The following is a 14,176-nucleotide window of genomic DNA, read 5'->3' on the forward strand; positions in this document are numbered from 1 at the left end:
ATTCCTGTTTGAATCCTTCTAGTTATCTGTCTTGGTCCCAAGTGCGTTTTGGGTATAGCCCTTTTTAATTTTAAGGAAACAACATGAGTATGCAAACTGGCACAGTAAAATGGTTTAACGATGCCAAGGGTTTCGGTTTCATCGCGCCTGATGATGGCGGCGCGGATTTGTTCGCCCACTTCCAGGACATTCAGTCTACCGGCTTCAAAAGCCTGCAGGAAAACCAGCGCGTCTCGTTCGAGCGCGGCAGCAGCCCCAAGGGCGACAAGGCAACCAAGATTCAGGCCGTCTGATCGGTTGCATTCACAAAATCATTGAATCCTGACGTGGCTTTTGACCGTCAGGATTGAGCAGAAAATCACTTTTTGGATGACCGGGCACCATGCAGATAGCATGGGTCTTGAAGGCTGAAAATCTGGAGCCACCACGCAGATAGCATGGGGTTTTGGAGAGTGATTTCTGGATTACATGGAGCTCGCCTTGGCGGGCTTTTTTGTTTTGAGCGATGGTTTTTGCGCTGACCGCGACAGGTGGGGCGCTTGTGCATCGCATTGAGATGACGCGGGATTTTCAAGGAATACCATGATGACCAAAAGTGACGTGATAGACCTCTTCATGGAGGCGGCAGGCAAGCTTGAAAAAACGCCTATCCGTCGGGAGGATACGATTTTGCAGCTTGCCCAGTTGATTGCCGATACAAGGGCAACGCTTTCGGCGGCAAGTCTTGCCGGCCTGGTGCATATTGGCGCGACGATCTACAAAGCCAATCTCAGTCAGAGCCGGGCACGCAAGGAAATTGCCGCGACCATGCTGGAATCAGTGAGAAATAATGCAGACTAGCGGTTGGCAAGCGCCCTTCAAGTCGCTGCGACGGATGGAAAGCGTAATCTTTTCTCCGATACAACCAGGATATTTTTCTTGGAATAAAACTTAATTGGCGCAGTATTGTCAAACTTGAAAGCGATTTCGCATGCCATCATCGGTTGCGATTCCTTGATAGTCCAATTCTTCTATCGCATTCTATCGTCGATTCTGCTGCATTGAATCGTCTCTGCAAGAATTTTCTTTTGCCCGTTTATTTCGATGACTTCAGGCCATTCATTGTTGCTGGCCAACGGTGTCATACGTGGATGACTACGCTTCTTTCGATGTATACAGCATCGCTTCTGTGTCCTATTTTAAAAGGAAAAATCATGCTCCACTTCGCCACGCCACAACCTGCCTTGACTGGAGACGGGGTCGCCTTTACCGTGCGAGTCGATTCGCTTGACCGCGCATGTCTCATCACGAAAGAGGCTCTGCAGGAATTGTCTCGCCTGAAATCCAAGGAGAGTCCGCAAGTCAGCACGATGGAGGTATTCCACGCATTTGAAGCAACGATCAATGGGGTGGCACGCCGCCTGGTTTTTGCCAAAGTGCCTGGCACGCCACTCCGCCTGGGCGCCAATACCTTTGCAAGTCCTCCGCACGTTGGCTAAGTCGCGGGCTATCTGCAAGGTATAAATTTCCTGCTGGCACATCGTTTGCTTCTTGTGTGCCATGCATCCACATCAACGTTTTTTACGCAGTGCTGGCCGCCTGCTATGGTGCCTGTTGGGCGCGGCTCTCGGGATTGCCCTTGCACTGCTGCTACCAGTGCTTCGGCGATGCGCTCTGGGTGTATGGCCTGGCGCAGGCGCTCACGCTAGGCTACATGCTGCTGACACGCACCGTTCATCCGCCGGCCGGCGCCAATCCGCTCATCATGGTCTACAGTCATGCCGGTTTTTCGGTCTTGTGGCAGCCGGTCCTGCTGGGCATATTGAGCCTGGCCGCCCTGGCTTTCATCTGGAGCCGTCTGCTGCCGGGCCAATTCCGCTATCCCCTGTCCTGGATGGAAAAGTCGCCACCCTCCCCATTCTGGGGCGGTTGGCCCGATTAGGGCACTGACAGCACATGTGGTGACGCCGTCTTAAGGCTTATAATGAAGGTTGCCAGATGGATTGTCTGGTAGCCAAGAACCATGCCGCGGCGCCCGCCAGGGCGGCGGCGTCCATCCATTTCAAGCCGATTGATGCGAATGAGCCGATTCTGGAGCCCTGTTGTAAAGGGATTAACGCCTTATGTGCCGGGCGAGCAGCCAAAACTGCAGAACCTGGTCAAACTGAACACCAATGAAAATCCCTACGGGCCGTCGCCGGCAGTGCTGGCCGCGGTGCGTGACGCCATCGGCGACAGCCTGCGCCTGTATCCGGATCCGAATGCCGACGCCCTGAAAGACACGCTGGCGGCCTACCATGATGTGGCGCGCAATGAGATTTTCGTCGGCAATGGTTCCGACGAAGTGCTCGCGTTCGTCTTCCAGGCGTTGCTGCAGCACGGCGCGCCGGTGCTGTTTCCCGACGTGACCTACAGTTTTTATCCGGTGTATTGCGGGCTGTACGGCATCGACTTCGTCAAGGTGCCGCTGAACGAGGCCATGGAAATCAATCCTGAAGATTTTCGCCAGCCTAGTGGCGGCATCATCTTCCCGAACCCGAATGCACCCACCGGCATCGGCATGGCGGCCGCTACGGTCGAACAGATCCTCGTCGATCATCCCGACACGGTCGTCGTGGTGGACGAAGCCTATGTCGACTTCGGCGGCGAGTCCGTCATCCCGCTGGTCAAGCGCTACCCCAACCTGCTGGTAGTGCAGACGCTGTCCAAGTCACGCTCGCTGGCCGGCTTGCGGGTCGGTTTTGCCATCGGCCACCCCGATCTGGTCGAGGCGCTGGACCGCGTCAAGAACAGCTTCAATTCCTATCCGCTGGATCGCCTGGCGCTGGCCGGCGCTGTTGCAGCCTATCAGGATGATGCCTATTTCCGGCAGACCCGGCGCGCCATCATCGCCAGCCGCGACACGCTGGTGGCGCAGATGCGCGAACTCGGTTTCGAGGTGCTGCCGTCGCAAGCCAATTTCATCTTTGCCCGCCATCCACGTGAGGATGCATTGCAGCTGGCGCAGGGCTTGCGCGAGCGCTCGGTCATCGTGCGCCACTTCCGCCAGCCGCGCATCGACCAGTTCCTGCGCATCACCGTAGGCACCGACCAGGAATGCGCAGCACTGATCGCCGCGCTGCACGATATTCTTGGCGCCGCCTCTGCCGCCTGAAAGAAATAGTGCATGCCGATCGCCGAATTTGCCCCGCCTTTCATCGCCCCTGACCAGTTGCCCGTAGCCTTGCGTACGCAAGGCTACGGGCTGCTCAGTCCGGATGCGCTGGCAGAATTCGCCCATACCTCGCCGGCGGAACTCGAGGCAATGCGCGCGGGGTGGAATGACTTGCCGCCCGACTTGTACCTGAAGGATGGCGGACGCTACCGGCGCCGCCGTCACGCCAGTTTCGTGATCGAGGCTGGGCAGGTGCGCCAGGTGCCCCATCGGGCGCACTGGCAGCCGACGGAGTACAACGCGCTGCATGGCGGCATGCAGCGCATGTTCGAGCCGGTCACACCGGCGACCATTGCATTGCCGGTATGGTCCAGGCTTTTGCGGCGGCTAGGCGAGCTCTGCTCGGAACTCCGGGGCGAACAGGCCTGGTATGTGGAAGCGCACCAGTTTCGCATCGACACCACCGACGGCATCGGCCGGCCGACGCCGGAAGGTGCGCACCGCGACGGTGTCGATTTCGTTGCCATCCTGTTTGTCGGCCGCGACAACGTCAAGGGGGGCGAAAGCCGGGTGTTTGACATTGCGGGACCCGCTGGCCAGCGGTTTACGCTGAGCCAGCCGTGGACGCTGCTGATGCTGGATGACGAGCGGGTCATTCATGAGACGACACCGCTGCAGCCCATCGGCGAGCATGGCTACCGCGACACCCTGGTGCTGACCTTCCGCAAGGGCGGATTTCTCGAAGAAGCCTGAGGTTCAATAGCCGACGGTAAAGCGCTGGCGGACGTGTGCCGGGCTTTCCAGTTCGTCGATCATCGCTGCCGCGTAATCTTCCACTGAAATCGTGCTTTCGCCCTTGTCGTTGACCAGCAACTGGTCGGTGCCCAGGCGGAACTTGCCGGTGCGCTGGCCTGGGGCGATCACTGCCGACGGGCTTAGCATGGTCCAGTTCAGCGTCGCGTCCTGTTTCAACAGGTGCAGCGCATCAAGCGCGCCTTGCGCAGTGCCCTTCCACTGCGCCGGAAATTCCGGCGTGTCGATCACGAGCAGGCCGGGCGCGGCTTCCAGGCTGCCGGCGCCGCCGACGACGAGAAGGCGCGCCACGCCCGCACGCTTGGTGGCGTCGATGATGGCTTGGATGCCTTGCATGTAATACTCATAAACATTGCTTTGCGCGTGGCCACTGAAGGCGCTGATCACGGCGTCATGCCCTGGCAATTGCCCGGCCAGCTTTGCGCTATCCAGCACGTCGGCGCCCAGCGCAGTCAGATGGGTGGCGGCAGCCAGCTTTTCCGGGTGACCCACCAGCGCGGTAACTTCGTGTCCGCGTGCCAGTGCTTCCTTCAGGATTGCAGTGCCAATAAAGCCGGTGGCGCCGATCAGTGCGATTTTCATGTTCTTGCTCCTGGTAAGTTAAGTAACGGTCACCATCATCGCAGCAAAGATTGATTCGATAAATAATCAGCGCGATAATTCATTGTTTCGAAATTCTAAACAAAGAGGTGCGCATGGCCAAACTCGGACAACTCGACCTGAATGCCTTGCGCATATTTGATGCAGTGGTTGACGCAGGCAGCTTTACGGCAGCCGCTGAGCGGCTCGGCATGGCCAAGGCGAAAGTGAGCATCCAGGTGGCGCGCCTTGAATCCTTGCTGGGAGAGACATTGTTTGTGCGCACGACGCGCCGCGTTACCTGCACCGATGCCGGGCGCGCCTTGCATGCTGAGTGCCACCCTTTGCTGCAAGGGATCGAGGAAGCGGTTGACCGGGTCGGCGCCAGTGCCACCGAATTGTCGGGGACATTGCGCTTGAGTACCTCGGTGGATCATGCGGTGCAGTCGCTGGCGGGCGCAGCGGCACAATTCATTGCGCGGCATCCGCGCTTGCAGATCGACTTGCGCACAAGCGACCGTGTGGTCGATCTGGTCAATGAAGGCATCGACCTGAGTATCCGTTTGGGTTGGTTGCGCGATTCTTCGATGCGAGCTGTCAAGCTGGGAGAGTTCGAGCAGTATCTGGTGGCATCGCCAGGCTATGTGCAGCGCGAAGGGCGGCCAATGCATCCGCAGGACCTGCGCGAATACGAATGGGTGGCGCTGACCTTGTTGCCGACCCCATTGACCTGGCAATTCATGGCGCGCAATGGCAAGGTGCATACCGCGCATGTAAAGACACGCCTGCGGGTGGATTCTCCAGGCGCGCTTGCCGCCATGCTGCGCCAGGGCGCCGGCATTTCCGTGCTTGACCAGTACACCGCGCAGGATAATATCGCCAGCGGCAAACTGGTGCGCCTGTTACCGGAATGGCAGCTGCCGGCAGGCGGCATTTTTGCAGTGTATCCGCCCGGGCGGCATGTCAGCGCCAAGGTGCGCGCCTTTATTGATTTCTATCGCGAATTATTGCGCACGCCATGAACTGCGCATGGGTCCTCAATTTTTCAGGATCAGGACCGCACCTGCAATCATCAGCACGGCCCCGGCAATGCGCCAGAGGTTGATGTCATGCTGGACGAAGCCGATCGCGCCGTAGTGATCGAGCGCCAGCGAAGTGAGCAACTGTGCAGCAACGGTAATGCCGATCAGGTTTGCTGCGCCAAGTTTTTGCGCCGCCAGGATCGACGCGGCAACATAAAAGGCGCCCAGTGCGCCACCCATCCAGCTCCAGGATGGCAAGCCCGCCAGCGTCGCTGCCGAGGGCCACGGTGTGCGCACCGCAAGCGTATAGGCGAGCAGGCAAGCCGATCCCACCACAAAGGAAATGAGTGCTGCAATCAGCGGCGTGCCGACGCCGGCGCGCAGCGAGTTGTTGACGCCCACCTGAATCGGCAGGATCACGCCGGCAGCAAGGGCCAGAAAAATGTACAGGTACGTCATGGGCTTTCTCCAGCTTGCAAAGCGGGTCGGATAGCGCAGCGGCCTGGCAAGTCGCCGGAGGATAACACATACGCAAGGCAGTCATTTGTCTGCAAAGTGCCCGGACGACTTGCAAGCCGCAAAACTGGTAAGCTTTTGGCATCAGTCATCAAGGCGATTACCATCATGGCAATGAACAATACCTATGCGGTCACCGAGCCGCCACGCGAGGAAGTCGATGCTCTCAAGGGGCCGACCCTGGTCGAATTCGGCGCGCCCTGGTGCGGCTTTTGCGGTGCCGCGCAGGCACCGCTGGCTGCTGCCATGGCGCAACACCCCGATGTACGCCACATCAAGATTGAAGATGGCAAAGGCCGCCGCCTGGGCCGCTCATTTGGCGTCAAGCTTTGGCCGACCCTGGTGTTCTTCAAGGATGGTCTGGAAGTCGCCCGCCTGGTGCGTCCCGGCGACACCTCTGCCATCGAGCAGGCGCTCAGGCAAATCCAGGCGGCCAGCTAGCAGCCGTACGCACGCCTGCCGTAACGCCGGCATCGCAAAGATTCAATGGCCGTGCGCCACCAATGCCGGCGGCACCCGCTGGCGTGTGAGGCCGCCGTGCTCCAGCCAGCGGCGAGTCTGATCGGCTGCGCGCTCGATCAATTCAGCCGCACGCGAAAAATCGTAAGGCGACGCAGCCAGCGGACACAATGGCGGCACCGTGATGATCTCTGCCTGCTGGCGATACAAGGCGATCTCCATGACCAGTTGATGCGCAATCAGCAGCGTCACCGCATGCAGGGCGCTGGCGATCGCATTGCGCGGCGGCGATTCGAGCGCGCAGGCAAAGCCGGTCGGCAGGACGATGATGCGCCTGGCCCCAAGCTCAATTGCGACGCTGATCGGCGTGTTGCTGGCGATAGCGCCATCAATTAAATATTGCTTACCAATGCGCACCGGTGGAAATACTGCCGGAATGGCGCAACTCGCCAGTACCGCATCGACCACCGGGCCGCTCGATAGCCGCACTGTAACGCCTTGCAGCAGGTCGGTCGCGACCACATGCAATGGAATGCTTGTTTGCTCAAATGTCGAATAGGGCAGGCATTGTTCGAGCACGCTGCGCAACCCGGCGGGATCGACCGCAAAATTGCGCTGACCCAGCAAGCCAAGTACGCCGCGCCAGGCGAGCGGAAATACATCGCTTCGGCGCAGGCCGCCCCAGATCGCCTCGAGCCGGGCGACGCCGCCGGCATTCGGTGCGCAGGCAAAATAGGCGCCGTTGATCGCACCCACCGATGAGCCAATCACCAGATCAGGCACTACGCCGTAAGCGACCAGCGCGCGCAGCATCCCTACCTGGATTGCACCGAAACTGCCGCCGCCGGCAAGTATCAGTGCTGTCGGTTGGTCTGCAAGCGGGTTCATTGCCCCGATTCTGCACCGACCGCGTCGATGCACAAGTCGCGCCGATCGACTTGTGACTGGATATCGGGCAGGAAGAAGGTGTAGTCACGGGTATTCATGTTTATCCTATTTGCGCTCGGCCTGGCGCAGGCATTCAGCCGAGCCGTTGGCCTGCCTGAGATAGGCAATCAGGGCGCTGCGCTCTTTGCTGTCGGTGACGCCGGCATAACCCATGGTGGTGCCGGGCACCGCTTGCGTCGGGTTGGCCAGGAAGCGGTCGAGCGTCCTGGCATTCCAGATGATGTCAGCGCGTTGCATGGCTGGCGAATAGGCGAAGCCTTTCACGCTGCCGGCGCGGCGGCCGAACAGGCCGCAATGGCGCGGGCCCGTGCGGTCGTAGGCCAGCGCATGGCAAGCCAGGCAACGGGCGTAAATCGCCTCACCCGCCTTGACCTGGTCTGGCGGGGCCGCATCGGTTGCCGCTGCCGGCAGCGTGCCGGCAGCAAGCCAAAGCAAGGCGGCGATCATTCGCGCGAGCGCGGTCATGATCTGCTACGACATGAAGGCCGAGGGCACCGGCACTTCGCCCAGGGCATTGCGCAGGATCGCCCAATGCATCGCTTCGTCGCCGAGGATGCTGGCGGCGGCCTTGGCCAGGTCGCGGTTGCCGAATAGCGGCACGGCGCCCAGATAGGCGCTGACTGCGCCTTTTTCTAGCATGGCGGCGAAGCGCAGCACATCGGCCTGGGTCTTCAGGGTATCGGTGGGGAAGGTGTATTTTTCCTTGGCAGAGACGGGTTTGCCCCCCAGCTTGGCGATTGTCTTCGACAGCACATCCGCATGTTCCTTGTGATGCCCCTGGAAAGTCACTGCCAGGTCGAGCACCGGCTTTTGCAGCAGGCCGCTTTCGGCGCCCAGCTGGTAAGCGGCAATCGCTTCGAGCTCGGCGCCTAGCGCCGTGTTCAGGATATTGACGTCGGACGTCGCTGCCTTGCCGCCTTTGGCGGCCAGCGCGTCCTGTCCCGCCAGCAGGGCCACTGCAGCGCCGGACAGCAGCAGGCCGGACTGGCTCATGAATGTGCGGCGCGAGGCCATCGGTGCTGGATCGTTGGCGAAAATCAGAAAAGACATGGCATTTCTCCTGTGGGTGATTGCGACAAACAATCGGTCATGACATGACCGGATACTATTCAACGGGCTTCAGCCGCGCCAATACGCCGGCCACGATGCGGTCGCAGCGCTCGCCGTCAAATGTAAAAGCCTCTTCGAAGGCAAAGTCGATTTCCCGCGACAGCGCTTCCCGCAACAGGCCGCGCGCCCGGAAGAAGCGGGTCCTGACGGTGGCTTCCGGGATGTCCAGGCAGGTTGCAGTTTCCTCGACACTCATTTCTTCCAGCGCGCGCAGGACGAACACGGTACGGAATGCATCCGGCAACTGATCGATTTTGGCCTCGAGCATGGCGCGCGCCTGAGCCCGCATGGCGGCGCGTTCAGGGGATTCCGGTGCACTCTCATTCATGTTCGCCTCGGTGGGATCGCCATTCAATTCCGTCTCGCCATCCAGTCGAATCACTTTGGCGCGACGATTGTTCTTGCGGGAGCGGGCAATGGCTTCATTGATGACGATGCGCGTCAGCCATGTCGATAATTTGGCATCGCCACGAAACTTGTCGATATTGCGGTAAGCCAGCAGATAGGCTTCCTGCACCACGTCCTCGGCCTCGGTATCGTCGCGCAATATGCTGCGTGCGGTGCGGTACAGGATCTGGTTGTGTCGCCGCATCAAGAGTTCAAATGCATGAGGCACTTGCGCGCAAATTCCTTGAACAAGGTCGAGGTCGGTACATCCTGTGTCCAGTGCCTTTATTCCTGCTGGATGCATACGGCCTCCGTTTATGGGTGTTAGTGCGACATTGGATGAAGGTAAAGACTGGCGCGTTCCCGAAACCTGCAAGTGCGGAGTGCAGATGAATAAACGAGGTCGCGCCAGCCGCACCCTATGCCCGGAAACCGTGGGAGAGTCATATGAGCGGACAAAGGGGGAAGACTGTGTACTTGCGCCTTGTTAAGTTTTACCGTGCTCCCGCCAATGCAGCGACACGGTCTCCGCAAGTCAGTGAAAGCGCTCGTCCGCCATGTCGTTGCTGGCATGTCCCGCTGCTGTCTTCCGTCGCTAGCGGCCCCGGCCTGCGCGTAAAGGATCAAGCAATTGCCGTAAATTGTTATGGTCGAGTTCATACATCAGTGCCAGCAGGCTGCCGAGCTGGCCTGGCGGGAAGCCTTCGCGCGCAAACCATCCCAGATAATGCCCCGGCAGGTCGGCCAGCAAGCGGCCTTTATATTTCCCAAAAGGCATGGTCCATGTGACCAGTAATTGTAGTGATTCAGGGGACATGGCGCCTGGTGTTTTCAGTATGTACGAACATTATAAGCGTGGCATCCGCAGTCATATATTTCTGCATGAATTCGCTACCGGCTTTGTCATTCCGATGCGGACTGAACATGCAGTTAACTGACGCATTCAGCCGTTGTCAGGAAAACCGCGCTTGCAATCTGATACTGGCGACAATCGACATCATGAATTCATGCGGAGATAAGTGGGCCACGTGAAGCAAGTGAAGCAAGCGTCGACATGCATGAAAAAATGGAAGAATTTATTGTCAGGTTTATGAGTCAAAGCAAACATGAAAAAAATGTGCCTCATAGAATGAATCCACTTCACCCGTGACATTATCCAGGAGATCTCATGTCCAATATCACTTCCGCAAAATCATCCCTGCGTGCAGAGCTTGCACATGTGCAATCTGGATTGGCCTATTACAAGGCGCGTGTCGAAGCATTGAGCGCCGCGATCGATCAACTTGATTCCATCGGTGATGAAGGACAGATCGAGCTTGGGGAAGGCACGCATATGCAAAAAATGCGCAGAGCGCGCAAGAACCGGCAGGGCGCTCTGACAGCGGCAACCCCCACCGCAAAAGCATCAAAAGCTGCAAAGGCACCGAAGGCGGGACGCCAGGGCAAGGCCGGCAGCCGATTGCCCTCGACCGGCGGCGACTTTTTCCCCAACCTGATCAATGAACAACGGCAGTCCATGAGTGAATTGCTGCAGGCTGCGGCAACGCAGCTGCCGTTCAAGGCTACAGCAGACGAGCTGACCCAGATGCGTTCGCGCCTGGTCGCCGCCATCAATCACATGCTGCAAGCCGGGAAAATTCGCGACGACGGCAAGGGCCGTGGGCGGGTGTATTTCAAGGCGTGAAGAGTATCGCGCTGCTGGATGCTCCGTGGGCGCATCCAGCAGCCAGTGCAATTACACCCGGTTGATCTTCACAAGGCCAACCAGGGAAAACAGCCGGATCGCCAGCCAACCCATGTCGAATTCCCACCATTTTTGCGACAGCTTGGCCGACCCCGGACGGGCATGATGGTTATTGTGCAGTTCCTCGCCGCACAGGAACAGGCCTAGCGGGAAAAGATTGCGCGATGCATCACGGGTCACATTGTTGCGATAGCCGACATAGTGGGCCAGCCCGTTGACGAAGCCTGACGCCCAGAATGGCACGGTAATCACCTGGCACAACCAGATCAGTGCGCCTGTGCCAAAGCCGAACAGCGCGATATTCACCGCCAGGAACAGCGGCGCGCCCAGGAAGGGATGCTTGATATACAGCGCGTGGTCCAGCCAATCCTCCTTGACGCCCAGTCCATACATCTTGACCATGTCCTTGTCGCGCGCGGCGCGGCGGTAGAGCAGCGTTCCCTGTGTGAGCAGCTTGCCGATCCCGTGGACTTGCGGACTATGCGGATCATCCTCGGTGTCGCATTTGGCATGGTGTTTGCGATGCACCGCTACCCATTGGCGCGTCACCAGGCCGGCCGTGGTCAGCCACAGCCACAGGCGGAAAAAATGACTCAGTATCGGGTGAAAACTGATTGCCCCGTGGGTCTGCCCGCGATGCAGGTACAGGCTGACCGCCAGAAAGCTGGTCTGCATCGATGCCGCAATGAGCACGAACACGGCTAGCGGCGTGAGCTGGATAATCCCGGAATACATGGTTGACTCCTTCAGTTTGCTGGATAGGCCGGGCATGTTCTTTTACATCACCTGGCCAGATTGTGATTGGCCTCCACTGTACGGGTACTGTTGTTGTGCTGATATGAAAAACAGACAAGCTTTTGGGCCTCAATTGTCGAAATGGCTTGTCAAAGTTTCATTGCGGAAATATTGTTGCGCCTGGCCGAAGCGTGAGGATTTGCAGCATCCCGCGCGCGCGCCTACAATCGCTGGCTGATGCAATGCCGATACGGCACGATCGATAAAGGGAGTACATGAAGGTATTGGTGGTCGAAGACGACCTCATGATTGGCGAAAATATCCAGATTGCCCTGGAAGGCGAAGGCATCACTGCCGAATGGGTGCGCGGCGGCGCCGATGCCGAAGCGGCCCTGGCCGCAGGCGCTTACGACGCCATGCTGCTGGATCTGGGTTTGCCGCAAAAAGACGGTATTGATGTCTTGCGCGGATTGCGTGCCCGTAAAAACAACCTGCCGGTGCTGGTGCTGACGGCGCGCGACACGGTAGCGCAGCGGGTGCTCGGCCTGAACAGCGGCGCCGACGATTACATGCTCAAGCCTTTCGACCTGGAAGAGCTGCTGGCGCGGCTGCACGCACTGGTGCGGCGCGCCCGCGGCGGCGTCGAAGCGGTCTACCGCAAGGGCGATGTCACGGTCAATTGCGAAACGCGCCAGGTGCTGGTGACAGGCAGCCAGGTGCTGCTGTCATCGCGCGAGTGGTCGATTCTTGAAGCGCTGGTGGCGCGGCCCGGCGCCATCCTCTCGCGCAGCCAGCTCGAAGAGCGTCTGTACGGCTGGTCGGCCGAGGTCGAAAGCAACGCCGTCGAGGTATACATTCACGGCTTGCGCAAGAAGCTGGGCGCGCAATTCATCCTCAATGTGCGTGGCCTCGGTTACATGGTGGACAAGCCATGATGCGCTCACTGCGCATCCGCCTGATTCTCTTGCTGGGGGTCGCCATTGTCGCGGCGTCGGCAGTCCAGTTCACCACGTCGTTTCGCACTGCCATGAGCCAGGCCGACAAGCTGTTCGACTATCACATGCAGCAGATGGCGCTGGCGCTGCAGGATAGTCCCTTCCAGCAGGAACAGTGGTATTCCTCGCCGCATGACAATGACAATGCATTCGAATTCGTGATCCAGATCTGGACCGAAGATGGTGTGCGCGTCTACCAGTCGCGCCGCTACAGCTCGCTGCCCAACCAGGGCGTGCTGGGCTATTCGAATGTCACGCTCGACAATGGCGACTGGCGCGTATTTGGCGTGCGCAATGAAACCCGCATGATCCAGGTGGCGCAAAAACTGGAGGCCCGGCGCAGCCGCGCCATTTCGCTGGCGATGAAAGCGCTGTGGCCATCGATACCGGTGCTGTTGCTGCTATTGGGCGTGGTCTGGTGGGTCGTCACATCGGCACTGGCGCCGCTGGACCGCATCGGTCGCGACCTCGCCAACCGCAATGCCGATTCGCTGGCGCCGGTCGACGCCACCGGCGTGCCGCAGGAAGTCTCGCGCCTGGTGGCCGAGGTCAATTCGCTGATGGGGCGCATGGTGCAGGCGCTGCAGGCGCAAAAGCGCTTCGTGGATGATGCCGCGCATGAATTGCGTTCCTTGCTGACCGCACTCACCTTGCAGGTCAAGACGCTGTCACGCGCGCGCGATGATGCCGCGCGCGCCCAGGCGATTACGCGCTTGCAGGGCGGCGTCGACCGCGCCTCGCACTTGATGGAACAATTGCTGGTTCTGGCCAGGCAGGATCCTCTGTCCGAGTCAGCGCCCGGCGCGCTCGTGTCGATTGCCGATTGCGTCGAACAAGCTGCCGATGAAATGACCCCGCTGGCCCTGTCGCGGCAGATCGAGTTGCATTATGGTACGTTGCCCAATACGCGCGTGCGCGGCGATGTGGAAAGCCTGCGCATGCTGGTGCGTAATCTTCTTGATAATGCCATTCGCTATACCCCTGTTTCCGGGCAGGTACGCGTCAAGCTTGCCGTTGACGACGCGCACGCCGTGCTGGCGATTGAAGATTCCGGTTCCGGCATTCCGGCGGAAAACCGGGATCGGATATTCGACCGTTTTTATCGTGTTCCCGGCACGAATGTGAGTGGTAGCGGACTGGGTCTGGCCATCGTCAAGGCAATTGCCGATCGTTACCATGCGAGCGTGGAGCTCGGCCAAGCTGCCTTGGGCGGCCTGGCAATTCAAGTGCGTTTCCCATTGCCGGAAGGAATTGATCAACCTAAAAATTGATCGTCTGCATATTATTTCTTGGCATTTGCAGGGAAAGCTGTGGTTTTTTGTGAATTCTTGTGACGCCTCGGGCTTTCTTAAGATTCGCCTAAGCTCCCTCATGCACTATCGTTTCATTCCTTGATGCGCAACAAATTGCGCATCGGCTTGTGCGAGACTGGGTGGAGACGGCTGGCAACAGGCAAGCAGGGAAATAGCGATGAAGGCATACCGGGCCTTTTTAAAGCCCCCTGAAAAGGGGGCTTTTTTTCGTCCGCTCAATTCTTGCGTCAAGGCATAAAATTCCCTAAGTGCAATTAACTTCCTCTTATTTTTTGTAAATTCGCAAAAAATGCGAACTAAGCATTAGTACGCCTGGTCAAAAAAATTCGCGCGTTTCAAGAGTTTCAGCGTAGCAAGGAAATACCGCCTTCCTGAGGGAGTTCAGGAAGGGCAACGCGTATCCGCTGTGGTGTTATTTTTTC

The 14,176-nt window shown here is 58.9% G+C and carries 19 protein-coding genes; 11 read left to right on the forward strand and 8 right to left on the reverse strand.

What is annotated here, in order from left to right:
* The first annotated feature begins 83 nt into the window (after window positions 1–83).
* The 6 genes from EKL02_RS03590 (at window position 84) to EKL02_RS03615 (ending at window position 3,886) form a co-directional block, all read left to right on the forward strand.
* Entirely contained in the window at window positions 84–293 is a 210-nt protein-coding gene (locus EKL02_RS03590; RefSeq protein ID WP_277750576.1) for a cold-shock protein, read from the forward strand.
* Window positions 294–582: 289 nt separating this feature from the next.
* A complete protein-coding gene (locus tag EKL02_RS03595; protein ID WP_164931940.1) occupies window positions 583–840 on the forward strand; it encodes a hypothetical protein in 258 nt (85 codons plus the stop codon).
* 353 nt (window positions 841–1,193) lie between these two features.
* Entirely contained in the window at window positions 1,194–1,478 is a 285-nt protein-coding gene (locus EKL02_RS03600; RefSeq protein ID WP_128900766.1) for a DUF1488 family protein, read from the forward strand.
* A gap of 56 nt (window positions 1,479–1,534) precedes the next feature.
* Entirely contained in the window at window positions 1,535–1,921 is a 387-nt protein-coding gene (locus EKL02_RS03605) for an HPP family protein (protein WP_128900767.1), read from the forward strand.
* Between the two features lie 138 nt (window positions 1,922–2,059).
* Window positions 2,060–3,133: a histidinol-phosphate transaminase gene (hisC, locus tag EKL02_RS03610; RefSeq protein WP_128900768.1), complete on the forward strand. Its 1,074-nt coding sequence runs from the start codon at window positions 2,060–2,062 to the stop codon at window positions 3,131–3,133.
* A 12-nt stretch (window positions 3,134–3,145) separates the two neighbouring features.
* The gene (locus EKL02_RS03615) at window positions 3,146–3,886 is read left to right on the forward strand and encodes a 2OG-Fe dioxygenase family protein (protein ID WP_128900769.1); all 741 of its coding nucleotides are present in this window, start codon (window positions 3,146–3,148) and stop codon (window positions 3,884–3,886) included.
* Between the two features lie 3 nt (window positions 3,887–3,889).
* Here EKL02_RS03615 and EKL02_RS03620 read toward each other — a convergent pair whose 3' ends face one another.
* Window positions 3,890–4,528: an NAD(P)-dependent oxidoreductase gene (locus EKL02_RS03620; protein ID WP_128900770.1), complete on the reverse strand. Its 639-nt coding sequence runs from the start codon at window positions 4,526–4,528 to the stop codon at window positions 3,890–3,892.
* A 113-nt stretch (window positions 4,529–4,641) separates the two neighbouring features.
* Between EKL02_RS03620 and EKL02_RS03625 the strand changes: the two genes are divergently transcribed.
* The gene (locus EKL02_RS03625) at window positions 4,642–5,547 is read left to right on the forward strand and encodes a LysR family transcriptional regulator (protein WP_128900771.1); all 906 of its coding nucleotides are present in this window, start codon (window positions 4,642–4,644) and stop codon (window positions 5,545–5,547) included.
* Between the two features lie 15 nt (window positions 5,548–5,562).
* On the opposite strand, the gene EKL02_RS03630 is transcribed toward EKL02_RS03625, so the two are convergent.
* Complete coding sequence (locus EKL02_RS03630; protein ID WP_128900772.1) at window positions 5,563–6,006, reverse strand: DMT family transporter; 444 nt, start codon at window positions 6,004–6,006, stop codon at window positions 5,563–5,565.
* Between the two features lie 165 nt (window positions 6,007–6,171).
* On the opposite strand from EKL02_RS03630, the gene EKL02_RS03635 reads away from it, so the two are divergent.
* Window positions 6,172–6,504: a thioredoxin family protein gene (locus EKL02_RS03635; protein WP_128903365.1), complete on the forward strand. Its 333-nt coding sequence runs from the start codon at window positions 6,172–6,174 to the stop codon at window positions 6,502–6,504.
* 42 nt (window positions 6,505–6,546) lie between these two features.
* Here EKL02_RS03635 and EKL02_RS03640 read toward each other — a convergent pair whose 3' ends face one another.
* The 5 genes from EKL02_RS03640 to EKL02_RS03660 form a co-directional block, all read right to left on the reverse strand.
* Entirely contained in the window at window positions 6,547–7,410 is an 864-nt protein-coding gene (locus tag EKL02_RS03640; protein ID WP_128900773.1) for a patatin-like phospholipase family protein, read from the reverse strand.
* Window positions 7,411–7,515: 105 nt separating this feature from the next.
* Complete coding sequence (locus EKL02_RS03645; RefSeq protein WP_241687902.1) at window positions 7,516–7,917, reverse strand: c-type cytochrome; 402 nt, start codon at window positions 7,915–7,917, stop codon at window positions 7,516–7,518.
* 24 nt (window positions 7,918–7,941) lie between these two features.
* Window positions 7,942–8,520: a ferritin-like domain-containing protein gene (locus tag EKL02_RS03650; protein ID WP_128900775.1), complete on the reverse strand. Its 579-nt coding sequence runs from the start codon at window positions 8,518–8,520 to the stop codon at window positions 7,942–7,944.
* Between the two features lie 55 nt (window positions 8,521–8,575).
* A complete protein-coding gene (locus tag EKL02_RS03655) occupies window positions 8,576–9,271 on the reverse strand; it encodes an RNA polymerase sigma factor (RefSeq protein WP_128900776.1) in 696 nt (231 codons plus the stop codon).
* Between the two features lie 291 nt (window positions 9,272–9,562).
* Window positions 9,563–9,784 (reverse strand): DUF3820 family protein, encoded by a 222-nt coding sequence (locus EKL02_RS03660; protein WP_128900777.1) that lies wholly within the window; start codon window positions 9,782–9,784, stop codon window positions 9,563–9,565.
* A 351-nt stretch (window positions 9,785–10,135) separates the two neighbouring features.
* On the opposite strand from EKL02_RS03660, the gene EKL02_RS03665 reads away from it, so the two are divergent.
* Window positions 10,136–10,651 (forward strand): hypothetical protein, encoded by a 516-nt coding sequence (locus EKL02_RS03665; RefSeq protein ID WP_128900778.1) that lies wholly within the window; start codon window positions 10,136–10,138, stop codon window positions 10,649–10,651.
* A gap of 51 nt (window positions 10,652–10,702) precedes the next feature.
* Here EKL02_RS03665 and EKL02_RS03670 read toward each other — a convergent pair whose 3' ends face one another.
* Entirely contained in the window at window positions 10,703–11,446 is a 744-nt protein-coding gene (locus EKL02_RS03670; protein ID WP_241687776.1) for a fatty acid desaturase, read from the reverse strand.
* A gap of 275 nt (window positions 11,447–11,721) precedes the next feature.
* On the opposite strand from EKL02_RS03670, the gene EKL02_RS03675 reads away from it, so the two are divergent.
* Window positions 11,722–12,381, forward strand: coding sequence for a response regulator transcription factor (locus tag EKL02_RS03675; RefSeq protein ID WP_128900779.1), 660 nt, complete (start codon window positions 11,722–11,724; stop codon window positions 12,379–12,381).
* On the forward strand, window positions 12,378–13,712 hold the full coding sequence (locus EKL02_RS03680; protein ID WP_128900780.1) for an ATP-binding protein: 1,335 nt from the start codon (window positions 12,378–12,380) through the stop codon (window positions 13,710–13,712). Before EKL02_RS03675 ends, EKL02_RS03680 begins: the two co-directional genes overlap by 4 nt.
* Window positions 13,713–14,176 lie beyond the last annotated feature (464 nt).

Source organism: Janthinobacterium sp. 17J80-10 (assembly GCF_004114795.1).
Classification (GTDB): domain Bacteria; phylum Pseudomonadota; class Gammaproteobacteria; order Burkholderiales; family Burkholderiaceae_D; genus Paucimonas.

Coding starts and splice junctions, on each gene's coding strand:
- EKL02_RS03635 (WP_128903365.1), top strand. CDS start 6,172: ATGGCAATGAACAATACCTATGCGGTCACCGAGCCGCCACGCGAGGAA.
- hisC (WP_128900768.1), top strand. CDS start 2,060: ATGAGCCGATTCTGGAGCCCTGTTGTAAAGGGATTAACGCCTTATGTG.
- EKL02_RS03630 (WP_128900772.1), bottom strand. CDS start 6,006: ATGACGTACCTGTACATTTTTCTGGCCCTTGCTGCCGGCGTGATCCTG.
- EKL02_RS03625 (WP_128900771.1), top strand. CDS start 4,642: ATGGCCAAACTCGGACAACTCGACCTGAATGCCTTGCGCATATTTGAT.
- EKL02_RS03640 (WP_128900773.1), bottom strand. CDS start 7,410: ATGAACCCGCTTGCAGACCAACCGACAGCACTGATACTTGCCGGCGGC.
- EKL02_RS03650 (WP_128900775.1), bottom strand. CDS start 8,520: ATGTCTTTTCTGATTTTCGCCAACGATCCAGCACCGATGGCCTCGCGC.
- EKL02_RS03675 (WP_128900779.1), top strand. CDS start 11,722: ATGAAGGTATTGGTGGTCGAAGACGACCTCATGATTGGCGAAAATATC.
- EKL02_RS03620 (WP_128900770.1), bottom strand. CDS start 4,528: ATGAAAATCGCACTGATCGGCGCCACCGGCTTTATTGGCACTGCAATC.
- EKL02_RS03615 (WP_128900769.1), top strand. CDS start 3,146: ATGCCGATCGCCGAATTTGCCCCGCCTTTCATCGCCCCTGACCAGTTG.
- EKL02_RS03670 (WP_241687776.1), bottom strand. CDS start 11,446: ATGTATTCCGGGATTATCCAGCTCACGCCGCTAGCCGTGTTCGTGCTC.
- EKL02_RS03590 (WP_277750576.1), top strand. CDS start 84: ATGAGTATGCAAACTGGCACAGTAAAATGGTTTAACGATGCCAAGGGT.
- EKL02_RS03665 (WP_128900778.1), top strand. CDS start 10,136: ATGTCCAATATCACTTCCGCAAAATCATCCCTGCGTGCAGAGCTTGCA.
- EKL02_RS03595 (WP_164931940.1), top strand. CDS start 583: ATGATGACCAAAAGTGACGTGATAGACCTCTTCATGGAGGCGGCAGGC.
- EKL02_RS03600 (WP_128900766.1), top strand. CDS start 1,194: ATGCTCCACTTCGCCACGCCACAACCTGCCTTGACTGGAGACGGGGTC.
- EKL02_RS03680 (WP_128900780.1), top strand. CDS start 12,378: ATGATGCGCTCACTGCGCATCCGCCTGATTCTCTTGCTGGGGGTCGCC.
- EKL02_RS03645 (WP_241687902.1), bottom strand. CDS start 7,917: ATGATCGCCGCCTTGCTTTGGCTTGCTGCCGGCACGCTGCCGGCAGCG.
- EKL02_RS03655 (WP_128900776.1), bottom strand. CDS start 9,271: ATGCATCCAGCAGGAATAAAGGCACTGGACACAGGATGTACCGACCTC.
- EKL02_RS03660 (WP_128900777.1), bottom strand. CDS start 9,784: ATGTCCCCTGAATCACTACAATTACTGGTCACATGGACCATGCCTTTT.